This is a genomic window from Pigmentiphaga humi, assembly GCF_900606115.1.
Classification (GTDB): Bacteria; Pseudomonadota; Gammaproteobacteria; order Burkholderiales; family Burkholderiaceae_B; genus Pigmentiphaga; species Pigmentiphaga humi.
The window spans coordinates 61,062-84,944 of record NZ_UWPJ01000025.1 but is presented as its reverse complement, the minus strand read 5'-3'; the positions used below and the strand labels follow the sequence as shown (position 1 = coordinate 84,944).

The window sequence follows — 23,883 nt, the reverse complement described above, 5'->3', positions numbered from 1 at the left end:
GTGCGCGGATGCGCGGGGTGGTCAGGCGGCGGTAGTGCCGGCCTGGGGCGCGGTCTGGATCATGCCTTCGGCGAGCATTCTGTCGAGGAACCCCTGGACGGCGAGGGCGCATGCTTCGCCGGAGACCTCGTAGGCTTGCCCGACGAGCAGGCAGATTTCCTCGAACCGGCGGGGCGTTTCCAGGGATTCCCAGATAAAGCGGCCCGTTCCGTTCAGATCGTAGTAGCTGCCCGTGTCTATGCTCATCATCACGAGGTGGTCGCCGGAGGGGACGCCAATGAGCGAGGGATTGCGGATGAACGAGTGGGATGCGCTGGCAGACATGGCAGTGGCGGTGAAATCCGGGCGTAGGAGATTATCGGCCGGTTGTTGCGGAAGAATAGACCAGATCGACCGCCCTGCGTGCGGAGGAGACGCCATGATTCTGCCGTGATTCATAGGTGGTACGCCGGCGGCCCCGGCGTTAAGCTATTCGACAATTCAAATCCGTAATATGACGACGGTTTGCCCCCTTCCTGTCCATTCATGACCTCCCGTCCCCAGACTCCGCCGCCCGACCTCCCCCCCGTACCCTCGATTTCCGACATATTCGTCGCATTCATGAAGATAGGCCTGACCAGCTTCGGCGGCGGACTGAGCGGCTGGATGCTGCGCGAATTCGTGCAGCGCCGGCGCTGGCTGTCGGAATCCGAGTTCTTGAGCGGGCTGGCGCTGGCGCAGGCATTTCCCGGCGTCAATGTGATCAATCTGGCGATCTGGCTGGGGTTCCGGCTGCGCGGCGGATGCGGCGCGCTGGTGGGCGCGCTGGGGCTGGTACTGCCGACCATGGCGCTGGCGCTGGTGGTGGTCGGCCTGTTCGCGGCCGTGGCCAAGACCGATTCCGTGCACGTGGCGCTGGCCGGCGTCGCCGCGGCGGCGGTGGGGTTGTCGCTGCAGACGGGGCTGCGCGCGGCCAGCCGGGCGGCGCGCAGCGCACCCTCGGTCGCGGTGCTGGTGATCACGTTTTGCGGAATCTTCCTGCTGCGTCTGCCGCTGTTGTGGGTCGTGGGCGCGATGGCGCCGCTGTCCATCCTGATGGCCTACCTGAAGCTGCGTGCGAGCGAGGCGCCATGAACCTGCAAAAGCTGCTGGACGTGGTGCTGGTATTCCTGCCGCTGTCTTTCCTGACGGTGGGCGGCGGGCAGAGCATCGTGGCGGACATCCACCGCCAATCGGTTGAGGTCTATGGCTGGATGACGAACGGGCAGTTCATGGACTTGTTCGCCTTGTCCCGCATCCTGCCGGGGCCGGGAGCGCTGCTGGTGACGCTGGTGGGCTGGCAGGCGGCGGGGCTGGCCGGCGCGCTGCTGGCCTCGGCGGCGATATTCATCCCCAGTTCGCTGCTGGTTTTCGCGCTGGCGCACGTCTGGACCCGCTACAAGAACACGCTGTGCATACGCGCCATCGAGGCCGGGCTGGTGCCGGTCGCCGCGGGCATGGTGCTGGCGGCGTCGTGCACCGTTCTGCGGGCGGCCGAAGGCGGGGCGTGGGCCTGGGGCGTGGCGGCGGCGTCCACGCTGATCCTGATGTTCACGCGCATCAGCCCCCTGCTGATGCTGGGGGTCGGCGCGGGGGTGTTCCTGGTGGCGCTGTAGGCCCGCCCCAGGCGGCTGCCGCCGCTCAGTCGGCCTGGATGCCGAACTCCTTGATGACCTTGCCGTAGTAGGCGTAGTCGTCGGCGGTCAGCTTGGCCAACTGCGCGGGCGTGCTGTTCGTGGCGAAGGCGCCGAACACGCGCATCTTCTCTATCACGTCGGGCATTTTCAGCACTTCGACCATGTGGGCGTTGAGCGTGCGCACCACCTCTTCCGGCGTTCTTTTGGGCGCGTACAGGCCTTGCCAGGCCGTTACGTTGATGTTCTTGTAGCCCAGTTCCGCCATCGAGGGGGCGTCGGGGGCCAGCGGAGTGCGCTCGGCGGCGCCGTTGGCCAGGATGCGGATCTTGCCCGAGGCCAGGTAGGGTTCGACCGGACCGAAGGTCATCCAGGAGAGCTGGACGTGGCCGCCGAGCAGGTCGTTGACGGCCGGCGCTACGCCCTTGTAGGGGATGTGCGAGAGCTTGATGCCGGCGGCCTGGTTGAACACCTCGCCCAGCACGTGCATGGGCGATCCCGAGCCGGGGCTGGCATAGGTCAGGGCTTTGCCCGACTTGGCATCCTTGACCACCTGGGCGGCCGAGGTGTAGCCGGAGGCCTGGCTGGCGACCAGCAGCAGGGGCTGCGAAGCGGTTTGCGTGATGGGCGCGAAGTCCTTGACCGGGTCGTAGGTTGCGGCGGAGTCGGTCTTGACCACGTGCGTGGCCATTGCGAAGGTGCTGGGGGCCAGCAGCAGGGTGTAGCCGTCGGGCTTGGCGCGAGCGACGTAGTTGCTGCCGATGATGCCGCTGGCGCCGGCGCGGTTCTCGACCACGAAGGGCTGGCCCAGGCGGTGGCTGAGCTTTTCGCCGAACAGCCGGGCCATGGCGTCGGTGTCGCCGCCGGCGCCGTAGGCCACGATGATGGTGATGGGCTTGGTCGGGTAGCCGGCGGCCAGCGCAGCGGGAGCCACGGCCGTTGCGGCAAAGGCGGCGGCGAGTGCCACGGCGGCGCGCCTGCCCGGACAGGGGTGCGAAGAGCTCATGGTGTGTTTCAGGAATGGATTGAGGTGAGCCCGTTGCGGGGCGCCAATCGGGCGCCGGGCCGCCGGGCGGCCATGGGGCGCGGGCGGAATCGCGCCAGACCGCTTTTATACTGCAGTTGGCGCGGAGGGTCTGTTTCAAGGCGGCAGGCACGCGGGGCACGCGTGCCTGCTTCAAGCGTTGCGCCGCATGCGCCGCAGCAGCGCCGGCAGGACCAGCGCCAGGGCGGCGAGCCCGAGCATCGTGGCGGCGAACGGCGTGGACACCAGCACCACCGGATCACCCTGGCTGACAGCGAGGGCGCGCCGCAGCTGGGTTTCCGCCATCGGGCCGAGGATCAGGCCGATCAGCACCGGGGCGATGGGAAAATCGTAGACGCGCATCACGTAGCCCATCACGCCGACGCCGAACATCAGCGCGAGGTCGGTCCACGAGGTGGCTTCGCCCCAGATCCCCACCATGGCGAACACCAGGATGCCGGCATAGAGATAGGGGCGGGGAATCAGCAGCAGACGCACCCATAGCCCGACCAGCGGCAGGTTCAGCACCAGCAGCATGAGGTTGCCCACGTACAGCGAGGCGATCAGCCCCCAGACCAGATCCGCGCTGTTGGTGAACAGGAAGGGGCCGGGCTGCAAACCGTAGCTCTGGAAGGCCGCCAGCAGCACGGCAGCGGTGGCGGACGTGGGCAGCCCCAGCGTCAGCAGCGGCACCAGTATCCCCGCGGCCGCGGCGTTGTTGGCGGCTTCGGGGCCGGCGACGCCTTCGATCGCGCCTTTGCCGAACTCCTCCGGGTGCTTGCAGAGCCGCCGCTCGATGGAGTAGGAAAGAAAGGTCGGGATCTCGGTGCCGCCCGCCGGCAGCGCGCCGATGGGAAAGCCCAGCGCGGTGCCGCGCACCCACGGCTTCCAGGAACGCTTCCAGTCTTGCCGCGTCATCCAGGTGCCGCCCGCCAGCGGGTTGATCCGCGGCGGCGCCTTGCTGAAGCGGCTGGCCACGTAGAGGATCTCGCCGACCGCGAACAGGGACACCAGCACGACGGTCAGCTCGATGCCGTCGAGCAGGTCGGGCGAGCCGAAGGCCAGGCGCGCCTGGCCGGATTGGCCGTCTATGCCCACCATGCCCATTGCCAGGCCGAGGAACAGCGAGATGAAGCCGCGCACCCGCGATGCGCCCAACACCACCGCGACCGAGGTGAACGACAGGATCATCAGCGCGAAGTAGTCGGCCGGCCCGAACACGAAGGCCAGTTCGGCGATGGCGGGCGCGACGAAGCTGAGCGCCAAGGTGGACAGCGTGCCGGCGACGAAGGAGCCCAGCGCGGCGGTGGCCAGGGCGGCGGCGCCGCGGCCGCTGCGGGCCATCTTGTTGCCTTCCAGGGCCGTCATCATGGAGCCGCTCTCGCCCGGGGCGTTGAGCAGGATGGAGGTGGTCGAGCCGCCGTACATCGCGCCGTAGAGCACGCCGGCGAACATGATGAAGGCCGCCGTCGGCGCGATCTGCACGGTGACCGGCAGCAGCAGCGCGATGGTCAGCGCCGGCCCGATGCCCGGCAGCACGCCGATCGCCGTGCCCAGCAGCGAGCCGACGAAGGCCCACACCAGGTTCATGGGCTGCAGCGCGATGCCGAACCCGTCCAGCAGGGCTTGGAAGGTCTGCATCTACCACCCCGCCGGCGGAAAGAGCCCGCCCAGGCCCACGCCGAGCTTGGAAAAGCCGAACCAGCAGACCAGGCCCAGCACCAGCCCGATCGCGCAGTCGAAGACGAGGCGGCGCGAGCCGAAAGCGCGGGTGACCAGGGCGAAGGAGCCCATGGCGGTAAGCGGAAAGCCCAGCGGCTGCATGGTCAGCAGGGGCAGGGCGGCGCCCGCGGCGGCCCAGAGCAGCGCGGGCCGGGACGCGCCGGCGTCGGCCTCGACGTTCTCCGCTTCCTGTGGGGTGAAGTCTTCGCCGCGGGCGATCTGGAACAGCAGCACCAGGCCCAGCACGATCAGCGCGCCGCCGATCACGCTGACGAAGAAACCCGGGCCGAGCGCCGCGTAGCCGCCGATCTGCGGCATGGAGCCGCCTTCGTAGAGCCAGACGGCGCCGATCAGCACGACGGCGGCGCCCAGCCACCAGGGGCGCTTGCGGGAGTATGTCATTGCATGGTCTCCGATGGAGCCCGAAGGGCTCCGTGACGGACAGGCCCGCCGTCCCGGCGGGCGGGACGGCGGATGCGAAGCGGCTTACTTGACCAGGCCGACGTCCTTCAGGACTTGGGTCTGACGGGTCTTTTCCTGGGCGAGGAAGGCGGCGAAATCGTCGCCCGCCAGGTAGGCGTCGTCCCAGCCGCGATCGGCCAGCGCCTTCTTCCATTCCGGCGAGGCGTGCAGCTTGGCGAAGCGCTGCAGCCACATGTCGCGGCCGGCCTTGCTCATGCCCGGGGCGCCGATGATGCCGCGCCAGTTGCCGATGACCACGTCGTGGCCGCTTTCCTTGAGCGTGGGCGCCTCGACGCCGGGCAGGCGTTTTTCCGAGGTGACCGCGATGACGCGGATGCGGCCCTGGTCGACGTAGGACTTCAGCTCCGACAGGCCGGAGATGCCGATCTTGCCCTGGCCGCTGGCCAGCGAGGTGACGACTTCCGCGCCGCTGGTGTAGGGCAGGTAATTGATCTTGGTCGGATCGATCTTGGCGCTCTTGGCCAGCAGCGCGGCCGTGACGTGGTCGGTGCCGCCGATGGAGCCGCCCGCCACGGCGGTGCCGCCCGGATTGGCGCGCAGCGCGGCGACCGCGTCGGCCACGCTCTTGATGGGCGAGTTGGCGGCGACCACCAGCGCGCCGGCGTCGTCGGTCAGGCGCACCAGCGGCACGGTCTGGTCCAGGGTGACCGGCGACTTGTTGGTGATGATGGCGCCGATCAGGATGGCGCCCATGGACATGATGGCGTTGTCGTCGCCCTTGCCGGTGCGGACGAACTCCGCCAGCCCGATGGTGCCGCCCGCGCCGCCCTTGTTGGTGACCTGGAAACCGTCTGTGAAGATGCCGGTCTGCTGCATCACCTGCAGCGGCACCCGGGCCGCGCCGTCATAGCCGCCGCCCGGGCCGCCGGGGGCCATGACCTTGGCGGGAGCGGCCAGCACGGCCAGCGGCGCAACGGCGAGGGCGACGGCCACCGCCGCTTTCTTGACGAACTTCATGCATGTCTCCTTGCTGCGGAAGGTAAGGGCGGCCACGCCGCCCTGTGAAAAATGCCCCCACGCTTCTCCTTCGGCGGAGCTGCCCCCGAGGGGGGCGCTTTTGCCTTGGGACGGCCCGGCGGCAAAAAACCGGAGGCGGCGCAGCCTCCTCCAGCGGGGAAACCTCTCTGCGCAGAAGGCGGCAGGCGCGATGCTTTCCCGTCTTCCCGAAGGAACTGACAAGGAGATGCGCTCTGTTTCAGTTTGTCTTGAGCAAACCACCCATATATAGGAGCCAGATTACTACGATGCGCGCCAGCCGGCAGGAGCGTCGTGGCGAGTGTGGCGTAATCGCCTTTCCGCGCCATGCCGATCCGGTGCAAACTTGTCTACCGCGCGCTTTCCTGTCCACCTTCACGACGAGGCCGCCATGACCCGCAAGACCCCCATCGAGCGCTACCGGAACATCGGCATCAGCGCGCACATCGACGCCGGCAAGACCACCACGACCGAGCGCATCCTGTTCTACACCGGGGTCAATCACAAAATCGGCGAGGTCCATGACGGCAATGCCACCATGGACTGGATGGAACAGGAGCAGGAGCGCGGCATCACGATCACGTCGGCCGCCACCACCGCTTTCTGGAAAGGCATGGCGGGCAACTATCCCGAGCACCGCATCAACATCATCGACACGCCCGGGCACGTGGATTTCACCATCGAAGTCGAGCGCTCCATGCGCGTGCTCGACGGCGCCTGCATGGTCTACGACTCCGTCGGCGGGGTGCAGCCGCAGTCCGAGACCGTCTGGCGCCAGGCCAACAAGTACGGGGTGCCGCGCATCGCCTTCGTCAACAAGATGGACCGCGTCGGCGCCGACTTCTTCCGCGTGCAGCGGCAGATCGTCGAGCGGCTGAAAGGCCGGGCCGTGCCCGTGCAGATCCCGGTGGGCGCGGAAGACCATTTCGAGGGCGTGGTCGATCTCGTCAAGATGAAGGCCATCATCTGGGACGAGGCCACGCAGGGGGTGCGCTTCGAATACCGCGACATCCCCGCCGGCCTGCAGGCCGTGGCCGAGGAGTGGCGCGACAAGATGCTGGCCGAGGCGGCCGAGGCCGACGATGCGCTGATGGACAAGTACCTGAACGGCGAGGCGCTGACCGAGGACGAGATCAAGCGCGGGCTGCGCAAGCGCACCGTGGCGGGCGAGATCGTGCCCATGCTGTGCGGCAGCGCGTTCAAGAACAAGGGCGTACAGGCCATGCTCGACGCCGTGATCGACTATCTCCCGTCGCCCCTGGACGTGCCCGCCATCGAGGGCGAGGACGAGCGCGGCGGTGAGATCGAGCGGCATCCGGCGGACGACGAGCCGTTCTCGGCGCTGGCTTTCAAGATCATGACCGACCCGTTCGTCGGCCAGCTGATCTTCTTCCGCGTCTACTCGGGCATCGTCAAGTCCGGCGACAGCGTCTACAACCCGCTCAAGGGCAAGCGCGAGCGGCTGGGCCGCATCGTCCAGATGCACGCCAACGAGCGGCGCGAGATCAAGGAAGTCTACGCCGGCGACATCGCCGCGGCGGTGGGACTCAAGGAAGCCACTACCGGCGATACGCTGTGCGACCCGGAACGGCCCATCATCCTGGAGCGCATGGTGTTCCCCGAGCCGGTGATTTCCCAGGCGGTCGAACCCCGAACCCAGGTCGACCAGGAAAAAATGGGCATGGCGCTGAACCGCCTGGCGCAGGAGGATCCCTCGTTCCGCGTCCATACCGACGAGGAGTCGGGGCAGACCATCATCTCCGGCATGGGCGAACTGCACCTGGAGATCCTGGTCGACCGGATGAAGCGCGAGTTCGGCGTCGAAGCCTCGGTGGGCAAGCCCCAGGTGGCCTACCGCGAAACCGTGAAAGCCGCGGTGCGCGACGTCGAAGGCAAGTTCATCAAGCAGTCGGGCGGGCGCGGCCAGTACGGCCACGTGGTGATCGCGCTCGAACCCCTGCCGTCGGGCGGCTACGAATTCGTCGACGAGATCAAGGGCGGAGTGGTGCCGCGCGAGTTCATCCCCGCGGTGGACAAGGGCATCCAGGACACGCTGAAGGCAGGCGTGCTGGCGGGCTATCCCGTGGTGGACGTGCGGGTGCGGCTGACCTTCGGTTCGTACCACGACGTGGACTCGAACGAGAACGCCTTCCGCATGGCCGGCTCGATGGCCTTCAAGGAGGCGATGCGGCGCGCCCGGCCGGTGCTGCTCGAGCCGATGATGAGCGTCGAGGTGGAGACCCCCGAGGATTTCATGGGCAACGTCATGGGCGATCTGTCGTCCCGGCGCGGCATGGTGCAGGGCATGGAGGACATCGCCGGCGGGGGCGGCAAGCTGGTGCGCGCGGAGGTCCCGCTGGCCGAGATGTTCGGCTATTCGACCACGCTGCGCTCGCTGACGCAGGGCCGCGCCACCTACACCATGGAGTTCAAGCACTACGCCGAGGTGCCCAAGGCGGTGGCCGATGCGGTGATCGGCCAGCGGGGAGGACACCCCCCTGCGCGCTGACGTGCGCCTTTATTGCGGAATGCCCGGCACGCCGCGCCGTATCTGCCGGGAGAAGTCCGCGGCGTCGCCCGCGGCTCTCGCGCGCTCGGTGATGCGGCCGCGTTCGCGCAGTTCGTCCAGGGTATGCGAGGTGTCCAGCCCGCCTATGTCGTAGATGTAGCCGGGCAGATAGCCGGCCAGGATCAGGCGGTAGTCCAGGGGCAGGCGGGGAATGATGCGCTTGACCATGTGGTAGACGATGGTCGTGCAGTTGGCCGTGATGGTGTGGTAGAAGCGCGGCTGGGCGACGAGCCGGTTGGCCTCTTCTATGTATTGCAGGAACAGCGAACGCATCGCCGCGCGCGGCATGGCGACGCGGTAGAGGTAGACGTCTTCGCCGCGGGCGTTGGTGCGCACGCGGACGATGTCGCGTTCGTCGGCGGCGACCACGCTGGTCTCGAACTCCTTGAAGAAGCCGCCTATGGACGAGAAAGCCTCGTGGCGTTCCTTGCGGATCTCGACCGAGAACACGAGCTGGCGGCCGTCGTCGTAACCGAACGAGACCAGGGTGTGGGCGATGGGCTGTATGGTCCAGTAGGACAGGAACAGGTCTACGCTGGCCAGCCGGTCGAGGTCGTAGCTGCGCGTTTCCCAGCGCGGCGTGTAGTCGGTGCCGCTGCGCCAGTCGAAGTTGCGCACCTGCTCCAGCGTGACGACGCTGCCCTCGACCCGGCCGGTGGTCATGCGGGCGACGTCGTCCGCCCAGTCGCGCGTGTTGGAAGGCGGAATGCCGTGCCACCAGACCAGCAGCAGGCAGAACGCGGCGGCATGCGCCGCCAGCGCCCAGCCCGGCCGGCCGCGCAGCGCCAGCCACAGCATGGCCAGGCCGAACAGCGCCGCCAGCAGCGCCGCAGCGGTCTTGGCGGCCGCCGGGCCGGGAGCCTGGTAGCGCAGGGCGAACGCGCTCCACAAGGTGGTGGGGACAATGGCCAGGACGGCGAGGGCGATCGGCAGATAGGTGCGCAGCATGGCGGGCGATTGCGGGAGGCAGCCGCTAGCTTACCCGCTGCGTCCGGGCGCGTGTGCGCGAGTCCATGCCGCGGCGGGTTTTTGTCGCGGTGGACCGATGGGGCCGCGCGCTAGCTGGTACAGTTGTCGGCGACGTTCTCCGCTTCGTTCACGCGACTTTTCATGACGCCTCCCGTTTTCTCCGCCCGCCTGATGGCCAGATGGCTGCTCATCCTGATGCTGCTGGCCGGCGTGTATTTCTTCAGCGGATTCCTCGTCCCGGGGCTGGCTGCGCTGATCATCGGCCTGGCGAGCTGGCCGCTGTACCACCGCTGGGTCAGGTTCTGCGGCGGGCGCACGGCGCTCGCGGCCAGCGTCGCGCTGCTGGTCATCGTGGTGGGCCTGATCGTGCCTTTCGCCTACGGGCTGTCCTACGCCATCAAAGAGGCCAGCAACCTGATCCGCTGGCTGATGGATGCCAATCGCGTGGGTCTGCCCGTGCCGCTCTGGGTCAGCGGCCTGCCGCTGGTGGGCGAACGGCTGGCGGGCTATTGGGAGGAGCACCTGACCCAGCCGCATGCGCTCGGCAGCTGGGTGCAGTTCGTCAGCGGCGAACACCTGGGCAACATCTACCGCGTGGCGTTGTCGGCCACCGGCAACGTATTCCACCTGGCGCTCACGGTGCTGTTCATGCTGATCATCCTGTTCTTCGTCTACAAGGACGGCGCCAGGATGGTCGCGCAGCTCGACATCGTCGGCGAACGGGTGCTGCCGCAGCGCTGGACCCGGCTGTCGCGCGTCGTGCCCGCCACCATCAGCGCCACCGTTACCGGCATGGGGCTGATCGCCATCGGCGAGGCGGTCGTGCTCGGCGTAGCCTATTGGATCGCCGGCGTGCCGTCGCCCGCGCTGCTGGGCCTGGTCACCGGCTTCATGGCGCTGGTCCCCGGCGGCGCGCCGCTCGCATTCACCATGGTGTCGCTCTATCTGGTGGGATCGGGCAAGCTCGTGGCCGGCCTGGGCCTGTTCGCCTGGGGCACCCTCGAACTCTTCGTCGTCGACAAGACCCTGCGCCCCCGGCTGGTGGGCGGCCCGGTCAAACTGCCGTTCCTGCCCACTTTCGTGGGCCTGGTCGGCGGGGTGCAAACGATGGGATTGGTCGGCCTGTTCGTCGGCCCGGTCCTGATGGCCCTGCTCGTCGCCATATGGCGAGAGTGGCTATTGGTGCCGCCTGTGGAAGGCTATCCAGTGAGCGGCACAGGCGGGCCGGCAAAACGAGACCCGAGGGTTCCGGAATAAAACAGAAGAGCCCAATACCGCAAACTGAGACAGATTTCAGCCCCCAGGGCACAGCGGATCCGGCTTTGCCGGTCCGCCAGTGCTGCCCCTCGAGGGGCGCGGCGTAGCCGCGTAGGGGTGGGCTTTTCTTCCGGTCCACCCGCTTCGTCCCCTGGGGGGCGCGCGTAAGCGCGTACGGGGAGGCCTTATTTATTAATAGATGCCTTGCGCCAGCATGGCGTCGGCAACCTTCACGAAGCCGGCGATGTTGGCGCCGTCGACGTAGTTGACCGAACCATCGCCGCGCGAGCCGTGGCGCACGCAGTTTTCGTGGATGTCTTTCATGATGGCGCGCAGGCGCTCGTCGACTTCCGCGTGGTGCCAGGCCAGGCGCTGCGAATTCTGCGCCATTTCCAGGCCGGAGACGGCCACGCCGCCGGCATTGCTGGCCTTGCCGGGCGCGTACAGCGTGCCGGCCTGGGTGAAGACATCCACCGCTTCCAGCGTGGAAGGCATGTTGGCGCCTTCGGCAACGCACAGTACGCCGTTGCGCACCAGGGTTTCGGCGTCCTTGTCGTCCAGTTCGTTCTGCGTGGCGCAGGGCAGGGCGATGTCGGCCGGGATGTGCCACGGACGCTTGCCGCTCTCGAAGGACAGCTTGCGCGCCGCTGCGAAGTCCGACAGGCGGCCGCGCTGCACGTTCTTGAGATCCATGATCTCTTTGAGCAGGCTTTCGTCGATGCCGCCGGGCACGTACAGGGTGCCGTCCGAATCGGACAGGCTGATGACCTTGGCGCCCAGGTCCAGGGATTTCTCGGCCGCATACTGCGCGACGTTGCCCGAGCCCGAGATCGAGACCGTCTTGCCGGCGAAGCCGTCACCGCGGCGATGCAGCATCTGTTCGGCGAAATAGACCGTGCCGTAGCCGGTCGCCTCGGGGCGCATCAGGCTGCCGCCGTAGGCCAGGCCCTTGCCGGTGAAGACGGCCGCGGCGCTGTTCGACAGCTTTTTCATCATGCCGGCCATGAAGCCGACTTCGCGGGCGCCGACGCCGATGTCGCCGGCCGGCACGTCGGTGTCGGGGCCGAGATGGCGATAGAGTTCCAGCATCAGCGCCTGGCAGAAGCGCATGACTTCGCCGTCGCTCTTGCCCTTGGGATCGAAGTCCGAACCGCCCTTGCCGCCGCCCATGGGCAGCGTGGTCAGCGAGTTCTTGAAGGTCTGCTCGAACGCCAGGAAGCGCAGGATGGACAGGTTGACGGAGGGGTGCAGCCGCATGCCGCCCTTGTAGGGGCCGATGGCGGAGCTGTGCTGGATGCGGAAGGCGCGGTTGACCTGGGCCTGGCCCTGGTCATCGACCCAGCAAACGCGGAACTGGATGATGCGTTCGGATTCGACCAGCCGTTCGAGCAGGCCGTGCTCGGCGTAGCGGGGATGCTTCTGCAGGAAGGGCCACAGGCTGGTCATGACCTCTTTGACCGCTTGCAGGAATTCCGGCTGATGGGGATCGCGCTTGGCGACCTGGGAAAGAAAACTGTCTAGGCTGGCGTGCTTCAAAATCGGCTCCGAGATGCCCGGCGCTTGGGTCGTCCTGTCGCGATGGCCACGCCTGGCTGGAACAGCTCCGGAAGGAGGTGTCGTTTCGAGGGTGTGCCAGGGAGCGTCAGCGGTCTGCACCTGTTGCGTGCGGCGGTTCTTTTTAGTGCTGTTTCAACCACAAAACGCGGCATTTTAATCCTGTTTTTGCACCATCATGGGGGTAAAAATGCATCTTCTGCACTTATTTGATGCGATTTTTAATTAGGGACGGTCTTTCAGCGATCGGTCGGGAAGACTGTTAAAACGGGGACGCATTAACTTGTCGCTGCGCGTCCGGCGGCCCCGCCGCGCGCACAGTCGGCGGGGCGAGGGCGTATCATGCGGGGCTGATCCGTTTTGCCCTGCATGCCATGAAGACTGCCGACCCGTCCGGGCCGATAGGCATTTTCGATTCCGGCGTAGGCGGCGTCAGCGCGCTGGATGCCATCCGCCGCGCCTTGCCGCGCGAAAACCTGCTGTACGTCGCGGATAGCGGCCATCTGCCCTATGGCGAGAAAAGCCCCGCCGCCGTCATCGCGCGAGCCCTGAGCATTGCCGATTTTTTCCTCGCGCGCCAGGCCAAGGCGGTGGCCATCCCGTGCAACACCGCGACCGCCGTGGCGGTCGAGGCCTTGCGCGCGCATCATCCGGGCCTGCCTATCGTCGGTATCGAGCCGGCGGTCAAGCCGGCAGCCCGGCTGACCCGTTCGGGCGTGATAGGCGTGCTGGCCACCACCGGCACCCTGTTCAGCGAACGCTTTCACGCCCTGGTTCGGCGCCAGGCCGAAGACGTGGAGGTCCTGGTCAAGCCGTGCCCCGGCTGGGTCACGCTGGTGGAAGAGGGGGGCTGGACGCCGCAGCAGGATCACCTCGTGGCCCAGCCGCTGGCCGACCTGCTGGCGCGGGGGGCCGACGTACTCGTGCTGGGCTGCACGCATTTTCCTTTCCTGGCCGAACCCATCCGCCGCCACGCCGGGCCGGGCGTGGCCCTGCTGGAGACCGGCGAACCCTTCGCGCGGCAGTTGCATCGCCAGTTGCTGAGCCATGGCCTGGTCAACGCTGCGGGGCAGGGAACGGTCGAGTTCCTGACCAGCGGCGATCCGGCCGCGGTTGCGCGCCGCATTGCCGCGTTGACCGGTCATCCGGCCGCGGTTGCGCGCCTGCCGCAGCCGTATTGCTGACCCACGCCCGGCAGGGACTTTGCGCGCCGGGCCGGAGGCGATGGGGTATTCTCACGCCTTCGGCTGCCGTCGGATTGCCGCGGCCACGTGACGCAGGCGCCGGGGAAAACACGCATTCGCATTGGGAGCATCGATGTCGCTCGAACAGCACTACACCGCCATCCTCGAACAACTCGGCGAGGATCCGCAGCGCGAAGGGCTGCGCGATACGCCCAAGCGCGCCGCCAAGGCCATGAAGTACCTGTGCCAGGGCTACGGCCAGAAGCTGGACGACATCGTCAACGGCGCCCTGTTCTCGTCCGACTCCAGCGAGATGGTGCTGGTCAAGAACATCGAGCTGTACTCGCTTTGCGAGCACCACCTGCTGCCTTTCATCGGCAAGGCCCATGTGGCCTATCTGCCCAACGGCAAAGTGCTGGGCCTGTCCAAGGTGGCGCGCATCGTCGATATGTATGCGCGCCGCCTGCAGATCCAGGAAAATCTTTCCCTGCAGATCGCCGAGGCGGTCCAGCAGGTGACCGATGCGCTGGGGGTGGGGGTCGTGATCGAGGCCCAGCACATGTGCATGATGATGCGCGGCGTCGAGAAGCAGAACTCGTCCATGGTCAGTTCGGTCATGCTCGGCGCTTTCCGCGAGAATCCCTCCACGCGCGCGGAGTTCCTCGGCCTGATCGGCTGAAGCGCCCGGCCCCGTGCAAGGCGGGGCTCGTGTCATCCGGCGGTTGTGCGCCGGATGCACATTCTCGGGGCGCCGCGCCCTGGTTCGGTGCGAATTTTCCCTTTCTTTCCCTGCGCACGCCGGTAACAGGCTGGCGCATAGGGCCCGCTTCGTAGCCTGGCCCGGTGTTTGCTTGCCCATGTAGCAAGCATCCCCTTAGTGGTTTCCCCAGTCGCGCCTCCCAAATCGAGGCGCTATATTTTTCGCGTTGTTCCGTATATGAGATATGGTTTCGTATTTAAGACGATGCCTTATTGCTTGATCGATCGACCCTAACGCAAGGCTTTGCGTCCTGCAATCGGCAAGACCCCGCCCCAGCGGGCCGCCGCGCCGACGTTTTGGTTTTTACAGGCCCAGCACCATGAATGAAATCGAGTTCCGCCAGGTCGGCAAGCGTTTCGTGGACCGCCAGACGGGCGAGCCGCGGGCAGCGGTCACCGACGTCAACCTGAGCATCCGCAGCGGCGAGGTGGTGTCCATCATCGGCCCCTCCGGCTGTGGCAAGAGCACGCTGCTGAACATGGGCGCCGGCCTGTACCTGCCCAGCGAGGGCGAGGTCTACGTCGGCGGCCAGCGCGTCACCCGTCCCGTGCGCAAGGTGGCGTTCATGCTGCAGAAAGACCTGCTCATGCCCTGGCGCACCATTCGCGCCAACGTCGAGCTGGGCATGGAGATCGATGGCGCCCCGGCGCGCGAGCGCAAGGTGATCGCCGATGAACTGCTGGCCAAGTGCCACTTGAAAGGCTTCGAGGAACACTACCCCTACCAGTTGTCGGGCGGCATGCGCCAGCGCGCCGCGCTGGCCCGCACGCTGGCCGTCGATCCGCAGGTGCTGCTGCTGGACGAGCCGTTCTCCGCGCTGGATGCGCAGACCAAGATGGTGCTGCAGCAGGACCTGGCCAAAATGCTGTTCGAAAAGCGCAAGACCGCGCTATTCATTACCCACGACCTGGTGGAAGCCATCGCGCTGTCGGACCGCCTGCTGGTCATGAGCGAGCGTCCCGGCACCATCATCGAAGAAATCGTCATCGACCTGCCGCTGCGCGAGAATCCCCTGGAACGCCGCAAGCTGCCGCAGATCGGGCCGCTGCAAGGCCGCCTGATGGAATTGCTCAAGGTCGGCAAGGAAACCGCCGAGCTGCATTAATCCCCCACGACACGTCGCGCTCCGTTCGCGCTTACCCTGGAAGCCTCATGAAAAAAGCCCTGATCTCGTGCAGTTTCAAGCTGGCCGCCGTTGCCGTGGCCGTGGCATCGCCCTTCGCCGTGCACGCGGCGCCCGAGGAAATCGATTACCTGCTGCCCGCGCCGCCCACGCTGCCGGCCTTCGCCCCGTGGATGATCGCGCAGCAGCGCGGCTACTACGCCGATGAAAACATCAAGGTCAATTTCGTGCTGGGCAAGGGCGGCGTGGACGTCGCCAAGCAGATCGGCGCGGGCAACGCGGTGATCGGCGGCGCCATCGGCGATACGCCCATCATCGTTCGCGCCAACGGCGTGCCGGTCAAGGCCGTCGCCGTGCTGGGCGCCGGTTCGCTGTCCTCGCTGGCCGTCAAGAAGAACGGCCCGATCAAGTCGGTCTCGGACCTCAAGGGCAAGACCGTCACCGTGATCTCGTACAGCGACACCACCTACTACGCGCTGCTGGGCACGCTGAAGAAGTACAACCTGTCGAAGAACGACGTGTCCATCCAGGCCGCGGGCCCGGCCGGCGTCTGGCAGCTGTTTGCCGCCGGCAAGTCCGAAGGCATGGCCGCCACCCCCGACTGGCTGGTCGATGCCGACGAAGCCACCAACGGCAACGCCGAGTACCTCAAGCTCGACAAGCCGTTCAACAGCATGGCCCAGGCCATCATCGCCTCGGACGAGACCATCAAGAAGAACCCCGACCTCATCAAGCGCCTGGTGCGCGCCACGCTGCGCGGCATGCAGGACGTGATGAAGGATCCCAAGAGCGCCGCCGCCACCTATGCCCAGGCCGCGCCGGCCTTCAAGGGCAAGGAAGAGAAGCTCGAGCGCATCCTGCGCCTGTACAACCAGTACGTATACGCCGACCAGAAGGTGCTGGGCCAGATGGACACGGCGCGCCTGGCCGAAGTGCAGAAGTTCTACGTGTCGGAAGGCATCGTGTCCAAGGCCGCGCCGCTGACCGATCTCTATACCAACCAGTTCGTCGGGGTCGAGCGGTAATGTCCGTGCCTGCATCCAACGAGCGCGCGCCCGCCGCGGCGCGCGCGGCCGGGCCGTCCCGGCCGTTCTTCACGGGCAAGGTCGCCACCGCCGCCGGCAGCCTGCTGGTCCTGGTGGCGTTCCTGGCCGCCTGGGAATGGGGACCGGGCCTGCTCAACATGCCCGAGTTCATTCTTCCGCGCTTCAGCCGCGTGGTCCAGGAATTCGGCCTCATGTGGGAGAACAGCGAACTGCTCATGCACAGCGGCATCACCGCGTTCGAGGTGTTCGTCGGCTTCGTGCTGGGCGCCTTGCTGGGCCTGGTGGTAGGCGTGGTGCTGGGGCTGTCGCCCACCACCGAGTCCATTCTGTCGCCCTACATCCTGGCGCTTCAGATCGCCCCCAAGGTGGCGTTCGCGCCGCTGTTCGTGATGTGGCTGGGCTATACCATCTACCCCAAGATCCTGGTGGCCATCCTGATCGTATTCTTCCCGGTCATGATCAACGTGCTGTCGGCCGTGCGCACGGTGGACCCGGACATGGTCAACCTGGTGCGCACGCTCAACGCCAGCCGCTGGCAGGTGTTCCGCCTGGTCGAGTTCCCGTCGGCGCTGCCCGCGCTGTTCTCGGGCCTGCGCATCGCGTCGACCCTGGCCGTCATCGGCGTGACGGTGGGCGAACTGGTGGGCGGCAACCTGGGCCTGGGCTACCTGCTGGTCGACGGCGAAGGACAGGGCAACACCTCGGCCGTGTTCGTCACGATCGCCGTGCTCACCGTGATCGGCATCATCGCCTATGCGGCCGTGGTGTGGGCCGAGAAGAAGGTGCTGCACTATCTGCCGCGCGCGACCACTACTACGGTTTAGAGAAGCAGGGGAGTCATGTTGGATTCGAGCACTATCGGCAATCTTTTGAAGGGCCGGCGCGTCCTGGTGACGGGGGCGGCGCGCGGGCTGGGCTACGATTTCGCCATGTCGCTGTGCCAGGCGGGCGCGCAGGTGGCGATGGCGGATATCCTGGCCGATACGCTGGAGCAGTCGGTCGAGACCCTGCGCGCCAAGGGGTATCCGGTGCACGGCGTCGTGGTGGACCTGGCCGATCCGGAGTCCGTCAGGCAATGCGCGGCGCAGGCCGTGCAACGGCTGGGCGGGCTCGACGGGCTGGTCAACAACGCTGCCATCACCAACTCGGGCGGCGTCGGCGCACAGGAACTGGAGGTCGCCGTATGGGACCGCGTGATGGCGGTCAACGTGCGCGGCACCTGGCTGATGTCCGCGGCCTGCCAGCCTGCGCTGCAGGCGTCGGGCCGCGGCGCCATCGTCAATATCGCTTCCGACACCGCGCTGTGGGGCGCGCCCAAGCTGCTGGCCTATGCCGCGAGCAAGGGCGCGGTCATTGCCATGACGCGTTCGCTGGCCCGCGAATTCGGCGCCGGCAACATCACCGTCAACGCGATCGCGCCCGGGTTGACGCTGGTCGAGGCTACCGAATACGTGCCCGAGGCGCGCCATCGCCTCTACCACGACCAGCGCGCCATCCAGCGCGACCAGGTGCCGGAGGACGTCAGCGGCTCGGTGCTGTTCGCGTTGTCGGACCTGGCCCGCTTCGTGACCGGGCAGCTGCTGCCGGTCAACGGCGGTTTCGTGTTCAATTGATGCGGCCGGGTCGGCGCGGCGGGAGTCGGACGCCGGGCCGGTATCATGCGGTCCTCGAGCATTGAGTTGACGTGGTCACATGAGCAAAGCGAATCTTTCCGAAGAGGTCCAGGACAAGTATCTCGTCCCGGCGCTGGAGCGCGGTCTGCTGCTGCTGGGGCAGTTCAATCACTACGATCGCAAGCTGTCCGCGCCCGAGCTGGCGCGCCGGCTCAGCCTGCCGCGCTCGACCGTGTTCCGCCTGCTGATGACGCTCGAATCCATGGGCTTCGTGCAGCGCGAGCCCGGCGGCCACGACTATCGTCTCGGCCTGGCGGTGCTCAGGCTGGGATTCGAATATCTCGCCTCGCTCGAGCTGACGGAACTCGGCACGCCTTTGCTGGAGCGCCTGCGCGGCGAGATCGGTTTCTCGTGCAACCTGGTCGTGCGCGACGGCCGTTCCATCGTCTATGTGGCCAAGTCGTCCGCGCCCACGCCTTTCGCCAGCAGCGTCCACGTCGGCACGCGCCTGCCCGCGCATGCGACCGTGCTCGGCCGCGTGCTGCTCGAAGACCTGAGCCTGGAGGAGTTGCGCGAGCTGTTCCCCGAAGAGCACCTGCAAAGCTATTCGTCCAGTACCCCCGCCACGGTGCAGAGCCTGTACGAACTGGTGCAGGAAGACCGCGAGCGCGGCTACGTGTTGCAGGAAGCGTTCTTCGAGGCGCGCGTGTCCACGGTTGCCGCGCCGGTGCGCGACGGCACTGGGCGCATCGTGGCCGCGCTGGGCGCGACCATTCCGTCTTCGCGCTTCGAGCCCGAGCGCATCGACGAGCTGGTCGCCAAGGTGCGCAGCACGGCGCTCGAACTGTCGCGGCTGTTGAATTATTCGCCCGAGAAAATGCAGGCCCGGGGCAAGGCCTCGTGGCGTCCTTGAGGCGCGGGGCGCTGCCGTGGCGGAGGATGTGAACGCGCCGCATGCGGCGGTGGTCGGCGCCGGGCCCGCCGGGCTGATGGCGGCGGAGGCGCTGGCGGCCCGGGGCGTGCGGGTGGACGTCTACGATGCCATGCCTTCGGCCGGCCGCAAGTTCCTGCTGGCCGGCATAGGCGGGCTGAACATTACCCATTCCGAGCCGCCCGGGCCGTTCCTGGCACGCTATGGCGGCCGCGCGGCCGAGCTTGCGCCGCTGCTGCAAGCCTTCGGCGCCAGCCAGGTGCGGGAGTGGGCCGCGGGCCTGGGCGTCGAAACCTTCGTCGGCACTTCGGGCCGCGTTTTCCCCAGGGAAATGAAGGCCGCGCCGCTGCTGCGCGCGTGGCTGCACCGGCTGCGCGCGCAAGGGGTGCGGCTGCACATGCGCCACCGTTGGCTGGGCTGGGACGGCGACGGAGCGCTGCGTTTCGATACGCCAGCCGGGCCGGTTTCGCGGCGCTGCGGCGCGCTGGTGCTGGCCCTGGGAGGCGCGAGCTGGCCCCGGCTGGGGTCGGATGCCGCCTGGGTGCCGTGGCTGGCGGAGCGCGGCGTAGCCATCGCGCCGCTGGCGCCGGCCAATTGCGGATTCGAGATCCCATGGAGCGAGCATTTCCGCAGCCGCTACGCCGGCCAGCCGGTGCGCGCGGTGGCGCTGCGCATGGCCGATGCCCTGGGAACGTGGCAGCGGACCGGCGAGTTCGTCGTATCCGGCTACGGGATCGAGGGCAGCCTGGTCTATGCGGCTTCGGCCCGGCTGCGCGACGCCATCGCCCGCGACGGCCGGGCGACGGTCTACCTGGACCTTGCGCCCGGACTCGACCTGGAGCGGGTCGAGCGCGAACTGGCGTGGCCGCGCGGCAGCAAGTCCATGGCCAATCATTTGCGCGCCCGGGTGCGGATCGACGGCGTCAAGGCCGGCTTGCTGCGGGAAGCGGCGCCGGCCGGCGATTTCCACGACCCGGCCCGGCTGGCCCGCCGCATCAAGGCCTTGCCGCTGGTCCTGCGTGCCGCGCGGCCGATCGAGCAGGCCATCAGCAGCGCCGGCGGGGTGCGCTTCGAGGCGCTGGACGAGGCGGGCATGCTGCGGGCCGTGCCGGGGGTTTTCTGCGCGGGCGAGATGCTGGACTGGGAAGCGCCCACCGGCGGCTACCTGCTCACGGCCTGCCTCGCCAGCGGGCGCTGGACGGGAACGGGCGCGGCGCGCTGGCTGCGGGCTTGACCTTCCTACCGTGGCAAGGTGGATACTGCACGCATCGCTACGAAGGAGTCCGATGATGCTGCAATTCCAGGTAGAAGGCATGAGCTGCGGCCACTGTGTCAAGGCCGTCACGAACGCCATCGTGGCCGCCTATCCCGAGGCCAGCGTGGCGGTCGATCTGGCGGCCGGGAACGTCAAGGTCGAGCACGCCGGAGACGCCGCCCAGGTGGCGCGATTGATCGAAGAGGCAGGCTACAAAGTGTCCGGTTCTTCCGCTGCCGGCTGATTCCCGAACAGTGCAAGCTGTCCGTCGGCTTCGCCCAGCCGCACCCCCAGGCCCATTAGCCTGACGGGGCGCGGATTGCGGCGGAACGCGGTGTTCAACAGGATGCGGAGTTGCTCTTCGTCGAGCGCGGACCCGCCCCCTTCGGCGGTGGTGCGGTTGAAATCCGAGAAGCGCAGTTTCACGAACAGTTTCTGGATCTGCCCTTGCGCATCGGCGCGGCGCACCCGCGCATCGAGCTGGTCGAGCATGCCGCGCAGCCTGGCCTGGCATGATTCGAGGGTGGGCAGGTCGGCGGCGAAAGTCTGTTCGACGCTGATCGATTTGCGTATCCGGCTGGGCGAGACCAGCCGGCGGTCGATGCCCCGGCTCAGCTCGTACAGCCGTTCGCCGAACGTGCCGAAATGTTCGCGCAGTTGCTCGGGCTCCCACGTGCGCAGATCGGCGCAGGTCTCCACGCCCAGCGCTTTGAGCCGCGCGCCCGTCACCTTGCCCACGCCGTGCAGCTTGGCCACGGGCAATGCGGCGACGAAGGCATCGACATCCTGCGGGCGGACCACGAACAGGCCATCGGGCTTGTTCCAGTCGCTGGCGATCTTGGCGACGAACTTGTTGGGCGCGACGCCCGCCGACACCGTGATCCCGACCGCCGCCGCCACGCGCTGGCGGATCTCGCGCGCGATCAAGGTGGCGCTGCCCTGCAGGCGCTGCACGTCGGTGACGTCCAGGTAGGCTTCGTCCAGGGACAGCGGCTCGACCAGTTCGGTGTAGTCGCGGTAGATCTCCATGATCTGCGCGGAGGCCGCCCGGTATTTCTCCATGGCGGGCGGAATGATCAGTAGCTCGGGGCACAGCCGCAGCGCGCGCGCCGACGACATGGCCGAATGGATGCCGAACTTGCGCGCTTCATAATTGCAGGTGGCCACCACGCCGCGCGTCTCCGGCCGGCCGCCGACCGCCAGGGGCCGGCCGCGCAGGCCGGGATCGTCCCGCATCTCGATGGACGCGTAGAAGCAATCGCAGTCGCAATGAACGATTTTCACCCCCGGCATTCAGCCCCCCCTACGCGCTTACGCGCGCCCCCAGGGGGCGAAACTGGCGGACCGGCGGAGCCGGATCCGCTGTTTCCTGGGTAGGAAATCCAATGCGAAGGTCATTTCAGGCTCAGTTTGGCGTAGCGGTAGAAGCTGCCGGCGGCGGCGGTGGTGGCCAGCAGGAAGCCGTGGCGGCCGTCGAGGAAGCCGCGCTTGATCAGGTAGATGCGGATGAAGGTCCACAGGCCATGGCCGATGGCGGTGCCTATCGAGGCGCGTTTGCCGCGCGCATGAAGGGTCTGGGCGCTGTCGGCGGAGTAGCGGTTCATCTTGGCGATCGCCGTATCTAGGTCCGGATAGGTGTAATGCAAAAGATGCGGCGCCAACTGGCCGACGCTGCCGTCCGGCAGCACTTTCTCGTGCACCTGGTCGTCGCTGAAGCGGGCGGTGCCGCGCCGGAACAGGCGCAGCACGCGGTCGGGCCACCAGCCGCTGTGGCGGATGAAGCGGCCGCAGAAGCTCGACAGCCGTGGCATGTCGTAGGCGTCGTGACGCGGATCGCGCAGCACCTGGGCGATGGCGGCGGCCAGTTCCGGGGTCACCCGTTCGTCGGCGTCCAGCGACAGGACCCAATCGCCCGTGGCCAGCGCCAATGCGCGGTTTTTCTGCGGACCGAAGCCCGGCCAATCGGGCGCCGCCGTCACCCGGGCCCCAAAGCTGCCGGCGATGTCCACGGTGCCGTCGGTGCTGCCCGAATCGACCACGATCACTTCATCGGCAAACCGCACCGACTCCAGGCAGGCGGCGATGTTGTGGGCTTCGTTGCGGGTGATGACGATGACGGAAAGGCGCATGGCGCGGGCTCGGGCGGACGACGGCAGCCATTTTCGCACGACGCCGCCGCCGGCACGCGACGGCTGGCCGCCGTGACGCTTGCCGCGAGAAACGGCTTGCGTGCGGCGGCGGGCTTTTGGGGTAAAATCTAAGTCTTTGATTTTTCTGGGCTATTGATTCGCATCATCGTGTTGCGGGATTGGTGGTCCACCCACCATGACAGATACAGCGGTATCAGGGCCAAGTTCCTTCGCGGATTGCGGCCTGCATCCAGATATCCTGAAGGCGGTCGTCGCCACGGGATACACCACTCCTACGCCCATCCAGGCCCAGGCCATTCCCGTGGTCATGAACGGCCGCGACGCAATGGGCGCGGCCCAGACCGGCACCGGCAAGACGGCGGCCTTCACGCTGCCCATCCTGCACAGGCTGATGCCGCTGGCCAATACCAGCGCCTCGCCGGCGCGCCATCCCGTCCGCGCGCTCATCCTGACGCCGACCCGCGAACTGGCCGACCAGGTTGCCGAAAGCGTCAAGCGCTACGGAGCCTCCACGCCGCTGCGCGCCGCCGTGGTGTTCGGCGGGGTCGACATCGGGCCGCAGAAAGAGGCGCTGCGGCGCGGCTGCGAAGTGCTGATCGCCACGCCGGGCCGCCTGCTCGACCACGTCGAGCAGCGCAACGTCAACCTCGGCCAGGTCGGCATACTGGTGCTCGACGAAGCCGACCGCATGCTCGACATGGGCTTTCTGCCCGACCTCGAACGCATCATCCGGCTGCTGCCGCAACAGCGCCAGACGCTGCTGTTCTCGGCCACGTTCAGCAACGAGATCCGCAAGCTCGGCCGTTCGTATCTGAACAGCCCGGTCGAGATCGAGGTCGCGGCGCGCAACGCCACGGCCGACACCGTGAGCCAGATCGCCTACAAGCTCGAAGGCGACGCCAAGCGCGCGGCCGTCGTGCATCTGGTCAAGTCGCGCGGCCTCAAGCAGGTCATCGTGTTTTCCAACACCAAGATCGGTACGGCCCGCCTGGCGCGCCAACTCGAACGCGATGGCGTGCGCGCCGAGTCCATCCACGGCGACAAGACCCAGGCCGACCGGATGAAGGCGCTGGAAGCATTCAAGGCCGGTGAACTGGAAGTGCTGGTGGCGACCGACGTGGCCGCTCGCGGCCTGGACGTGGCCGGCGTGCCGTGCGTCATCAATTACGACCTGCCGTACAACGCCGAAGACTACGTGCACCGCATCGGCCGCACGGGCCGCGCGGGGGCGTCGGGAGAGGCGATCTCGCTGTTCTCCAGCGCCGAGGAAAAGTACCTGCTCGACGTCGAGAAACTGATCAAGCGGGAGATCCCGCGCGGCCAGCTCGAGTTGCCGACGTCGCTGCTGGCCGCCTCGCGCGGCGAGCGGCGCGAACGTGGCGAGCGCGGCGAACGTTTCGAGCGTCCCGAGCGCAGCCGGGGCAGCCGCGAGCGGCGCTATGAACCGGCGGCCGCGCCGGTCGACGAGTTCTTTCTACGCCCTTACGAGCCTTCCGCGAGCGCCGAGGCGCAGCGGCACGATACGCCGTCCACGACGACACAACGGCCTGCGGCCAAGCGCCCCCTGGCGGTGCTGCTGGGCGGCGGCAAAAAAACCGACGACGCTTCCTGATCCG

23 protein-coding genes are annotated in these 23,883 nt (G+C 67.5%); 14 read left to right on the top strand and 9 right to left on the bottom strand.

The features are described 5' to 3' along the window. Window positions 1-21: 21 nt before the first annotated feature. On the bottom strand, window positions 22-324 hold the full coding sequence (locus tag PIGHUM_RS16605; RefSeq protein WP_160142318.1) for a PqqD family protein: 303 nt from the start codon (window positions 322-324) through the stop codon (window positions 22-24). A gap of 201 nt (window positions 325-525) precedes the next feature. Here PIGHUM_RS16605 and PIGHUM_RS16600 point away from each other — a divergent pair, with 201 nt between their 5' ends. Both PIGHUM_RS16600 and PIGHUM_RS16595 read left to right on the top strand, forming a co-directional pair. Further along, window positions 526-1,113 (top strand): chromate transporter, encoded by a 588-nt coding sequence (locus PIGHUM_RS16600; protein WP_124080680.1) that lies wholly within the window; start codon window positions 526-528, stop codon window positions 1,111-1,113. Beyond that, the gene (locus PIGHUM_RS16595; RefSeq protein WP_124080679.1) at window positions 1,110-1,634 is read left to right on the top strand and encodes a chromate transporter; all 525 of its coding nucleotides are present in this window, start codon (window positions 1,110-1,112) and stop codon (window positions 1,632-1,634) included. The genes PIGHUM_RS16600 and PIGHUM_RS16595 overlap by 4 nt, the downstream gene beginning before the upstream one ends. A 25-nt stretch (window positions 1,635-1,659) precedes the next feature. Here PIGHUM_RS16595 and PIGHUM_RS16590 read toward each other — a convergent pair whose 3' ends face one another. From PIGHUM_RS16590 to PIGHUM_RS16575, 4 genes are all read right to left on the bottom strand, one after another. Then, the gene (locus PIGHUM_RS16590) at window positions 1,660-2,658 is read right to left on the bottom strand and encodes a Bug family tripartite tricarboxylate transporter substrate binding protein (protein ID WP_124080678.1); all 999 of its coding nucleotides are present in this window, start codon (window positions 2,656-2,658) and stop codon (window positions 1,660-1,662) included. Window positions 2,659-2,829: 171 nt separating this feature from the next. Next, entirely contained in the window at window positions 2,830-4,317 is a 1,488-nt protein-coding gene (locus PIGHUM_RS16585) for a tripartite tricarboxylate transporter permease (RefSeq protein WP_124080677.1), read from the bottom strand. Further along, entirely contained in the window at window positions 4,318-4,800 is a 483-nt protein-coding gene (locus PIGHUM_RS16580; RefSeq protein WP_124080676.1) for a tripartite tricarboxylate transporter TctB family protein, read from the bottom strand. A gap of 84 nt (window positions 4,801-4,884) precedes the next feature. Next, window positions 4,885-5,838, bottom strand: coding sequence for a Bug family tripartite tricarboxylate transporter substrate binding protein (locus PIGHUM_RS16575; RefSeq protein WP_124080675.1), 954 nt, complete (start codon window positions 5,836-5,838; stop codon window positions 4,885-4,887). A 409-nt stretch (window positions 5,839-6,247) separates the two neighbouring features. On the opposite strand from PIGHUM_RS16575, the gene fusA reads away from it, so the two are divergent. After that, entirely contained in the window at window positions 6,248-8,365 is a 2,118-nt protein-coding gene (gene fusA, locus PIGHUM_RS16570; protein ID WP_124080674.1) for an elongation factor G, read from the top strand. Window positions 8,366-8,374: 9 nt separating this feature from the next. Here the strand turns inward: fusA and PIGHUM_RS16565 are convergent, their stop codons facing one another. Beyond that, window positions 8,375-9,373, bottom strand: coding sequence for an Lnb N-terminal periplasmic domain-containing protein (locus tag PIGHUM_RS16565; RefSeq protein ID WP_124080673.1), 999 nt, complete (start codon window positions 9,371-9,373; stop codon window positions 8,375-8,377). A 162-nt stretch (window positions 9,374-9,535) separates the two neighbouring features. Between PIGHUM_RS16565 and PIGHUM_RS16560 the strand changes: the two genes are divergently transcribed. Continuing rightward, window positions 9,536-10,651 (top strand): AI-2E family transporter, encoded by a 1,116-nt coding sequence (locus tag PIGHUM_RS16560; protein ID WP_124080672.1) that lies wholly within the window; start codon window positions 9,536-9,538, stop codon window positions 10,649-10,651. 192 nt (window positions 10,652-10,843) lie between these two features. On the opposite strand, the gene gdhA is transcribed toward PIGHUM_RS16560, so the two are convergent. Then, window positions 10,844-12,187 (bottom strand): NADP-specific glutamate dehydrogenase, encoded by a 1,344-nt coding sequence (gdhA, locus tag PIGHUM_RS16555; protein ID WP_124080671.1) that lies wholly within the window; start codon window positions 12,185-12,187, stop codon window positions 10,844-10,846. Between the two features lie 392 nt (window positions 12,188-12,579). Between gdhA and murI the strand changes: the two genes are divergently transcribed. The 9 genes from murI to PIGHUM_RS16510 all read left to right on the top strand — a co-directional run bounded on the left by murI (window position 12,580) and on the right by PIGHUM_RS16510 (window position 20,361). Next, window positions 12,580-13,389, top strand: a complete 810-nt coding sequence (gene murI, locus PIGHUM_RS16550) for a glutamate racemase (protein WP_124080670.1) — start codon at window positions 12,580-12,582, stop codon at window positions 13,387-13,389. A gap of 133 nt (window positions 13,390-13,522) precedes the next feature. Further along, a complete protein-coding gene (gene folE, locus PIGHUM_RS16545) occupies window positions 13,523-14,068 on the top strand; it encodes a GTP cyclohydrolase I FolE (protein WP_124080669.1) in 546 nt (181 codons plus the stop codon). A 400-nt stretch (window positions 14,069-14,468) separates the two neighbouring features. Then, a complete protein-coding gene (locus PIGHUM_RS16540) occupies window positions 14,469-15,254 on the top strand; it encodes an ABC transporter ATP-binding protein (RefSeq protein WP_124080668.1) in 786 nt (261 codons plus the stop codon). Between the two features lie 47 nt (window positions 15,255-15,301). Then, on the top strand, window positions 15,302-16,297 hold the full coding sequence (locus tag PIGHUM_RS16535; RefSeq protein WP_124080667.1) for an ABC transporter substrate-binding protein: 996 nt from the start codon (window positions 15,302-15,304) through the stop codon (window positions 16,295-16,297). Continuing rightward, window positions 16,297-17,142, top strand: coding sequence for an ABC transporter permease (locus PIGHUM_RS16530; protein ID WP_124080666.1), 846 nt, complete (start codon window positions 16,297-16,299; stop codon window positions 17,140-17,142). Before PIGHUM_RS16535 ends, PIGHUM_RS16530 begins: the two co-directional genes overlap by 1 nt. A 15-nt stretch (window positions 17,143-17,157) precedes the next feature. Beyond that, on the top strand, window positions 17,158-17,931 hold the full coding sequence (locus PIGHUM_RS16525) for an SDR family oxidoreductase (RefSeq protein ID WP_124080665.1): 774 nt from the start codon (window positions 17,158-17,160) through the stop codon (window positions 17,929-17,931). 79 nt (window positions 17,932-18,010) lie between these two features. Next, window positions 18,011-18,844, top strand: a complete 834-nt coding sequence (locus PIGHUM_RS16520; RefSeq protein WP_124080664.1) for an IclR family transcriptional regulator — start codon at window positions 18,011-18,013, stop codon at window positions 18,842-18,844. A gap of 28 nt (window positions 18,845-18,872) precedes the next feature. Further along, complete coding sequence (locus PIGHUM_RS16515) at window positions 18,873-20,096, top strand: TIGR03862 family flavoprotein (RefSeq protein ID WP_124080663.1); 1,224 nt, start codon at window positions 18,873-18,875, stop codon at window positions 20,094-20,096. A gap of 52 nt (window positions 20,097-20,148) precedes the next feature. Further along, window positions 20,149-20,361, top strand: a complete 213-nt coding sequence (locus PIGHUM_RS16510; RefSeq protein ID WP_246013257.1) for a heavy-metal-associated domain-containing protein — start codon at window positions 20,149-20,151, stop codon at window positions 20,359-20,361. Here PIGHUM_RS16510 and dinB read toward each other — a convergent pair. Then, the gene (gene dinB / locus PIGHUM_RS16505) at window positions 20,328-21,410 is read right to left on the bottom strand and encodes a DNA polymerase IV (RefSeq protein WP_124080662.1); all 1,083 of its coding nucleotides are present in this window, start codon (window positions 21,408-21,410) and stop codon (window positions 20,328-20,330) included. The genes PIGHUM_RS16510 and dinB overlap by 34 nt on opposite strands. A 101-nt stretch (window positions 21,411-21,511) precedes the next feature. Continuing rightward, window positions 21,512-22,246 carry a glycosyltransferase family 2 protein gene (locus PIGHUM_RS16500; protein WP_124080661.1) on the bottom strand — a complete coding sequence of 245 codons (735 nt, stop codon included), beginning with the start codon at window positions 22,244-22,246 and terminating at the stop codon, window positions 21,512-21,514. 196 nt (window positions 22,247-22,442) lie between these two features. Between PIGHUM_RS16500 and PIGHUM_RS16495 the strand changes: the two genes are divergently transcribed. After that, window positions 22,443-23,879 (top strand): DEAD/DEAH box helicase, encoded by a 1,437-nt coding sequence (locus tag PIGHUM_RS16495; protein WP_124080660.1) that lies wholly within the window; start codon window positions 22,443-22,445, stop codon window positions 23,877-23,879. Window positions 23,880-23,883 lie beyond the last annotated feature (4 nt).

What these genes read in the sequence shown, in the direction of transcription:
- PIGHUM_RS16605 (WP_160142318.1), bottom strand. Translation starts at nt 324, where the DNA reads ATGTCTGCCAGCGCATCCCACTCGTTCATCCGCAATCCCTCGCTCATT.
- PIGHUM_RS16600 (WP_124080680.1), top strand. Translation starts at nt 526, where the DNA reads ATGACCTCCCGTCCCCAGACTCCGCCGCCCGACCTCCCCCCCGTACCC.
- PIGHUM_RS16595 (WP_124080679.1), top strand. Translation starts at nt 1,110, where the DNA reads ATGAACCTGCAAAAGCTGCTGGACGTGGTGCTGGTATTCCTGCCGCTG.
- PIGHUM_RS16590 (WP_124080678.1), bottom strand. Translation starts at nt 2,658, where the DNA reads ATGAGCTCTTCGCACCCCTGTCCGGGCAGGCGCGCCGCCGTGGCACTC.
- PIGHUM_RS16585 (WP_124080677.1), bottom strand. Translation starts at nt 4,317, where the DNA reads ATGCAGACCTTCCAAGCCCTGCTGGACGGGTTCGGCATCGCGCTGCAG.
- PIGHUM_RS16580 (WP_124080676.1), bottom strand. Translation starts at nt 4,800, where the DNA reads ATGACATACTCCCGCAAGCGCCCCTGGTGGCTGGGCGCCGCCGTCGTG.
- PIGHUM_RS16575 (WP_124080675.1), bottom strand. Translation starts at nt 5,838, where the DNA reads ATGAAGTTCGTCAAGAAAGCGGCGGTGGCCGTCGCCCTCGCCGTTGCG.
- fusA (WP_124080674.1), top strand. Translation starts at nt 6,248, where the DNA reads ATGACCCGCAAGACCCCCATCGAGCGCTACCGGAACATCGGCATCAGC.
- PIGHUM_RS16565 (WP_124080673.1), bottom strand. Translation starts at nt 9,373, where the DNA reads ATGCTGCGCACCTATCTGCCGATCGCCCTCGCCGTCCTGGCCATTGTC.
- PIGHUM_RS16560 (WP_124080672.1), top strand. Translation starts at nt 9,536, where the DNA reads ATGACGCCTCCCGTTTTCTCCGCCCGCCTGATGGCCAGATGGCTGCTC.
- murI (WP_124080670.1), top strand. Translation starts at nt 12,580, where the DNA reads ATGAAGACTGCCGACCCGTCCGGGCCGATAGGCATTTTCGATTCCGGC.
- folE (WP_124080669.1), top strand. Translation starts at nt 13,523, where the DNA reads ATGTCGCTCGAACAGCACTACACCGCCATCCTCGAACAACTCGGCGAG.
- PIGHUM_RS16540 (WP_124080668.1), top strand. Translation starts at nt 14,469, where the DNA reads ATGAATGAAATCGAGTTCCGCCAGGTCGGCAAGCGTTTCGTGGACCGC.
- PIGHUM_RS16535 (WP_124080667.1), top strand. Translation starts at nt 15,302, where the DNA reads ATGAAAAAAGCCCTGATCTCGTGCAGTTTCAAGCTGGCCGCCGTTGCC.
- PIGHUM_RS16530 (WP_124080666.1), top strand. Translation starts at nt 16,297, where the DNA reads ATGTCCGTGCCTGCATCCAACGAGCGCGCGCCCGCCGCGGCGCGCGCG.
- PIGHUM_RS16525 (WP_124080665.1), top strand. Translation starts at nt 17,158, where the DNA reads ATGTTGGATTCGAGCACTATCGGCAATCTTTTGAAGGGCCGGCGCGTC.
- PIGHUM_RS16520 (WP_124080664.1), top strand. Translation starts at nt 18,011, where the DNA reads ATGAGCAAAGCGAATCTTTCCGAAGAGGTCCAGGACAAGTATCTCGTC.
- PIGHUM_RS16510 (WP_246013257.1), top strand. Translation starts at nt 20,149, where the DNA reads ATGATGCTGCAATTCCAGGTAGAAGGCATGAGCTGCGGCCACTGTGTC.
- dinB (WP_124080662.1), bottom strand. Translation starts at nt 21,410, where the DNA reads ATGCCGGGGGTGAAAATCGTTCATTGCGACTGCGATTGCTTCTACGCG.
- PIGHUM_RS16500 (WP_124080661.1), bottom strand. Translation starts at nt 22,246, where the DNA reads ATGCGCCTTTCCGTCATCGTCATCACCCGCAACGAAGCCCACAACATC.
- PIGHUM_RS16495 (WP_124080660.1), top strand. Translation starts at nt 22,443, where the DNA reads ATGACAGATACAGCGGTATCAGGGCCAAGTTCCTTCGCGGATTGCGGC.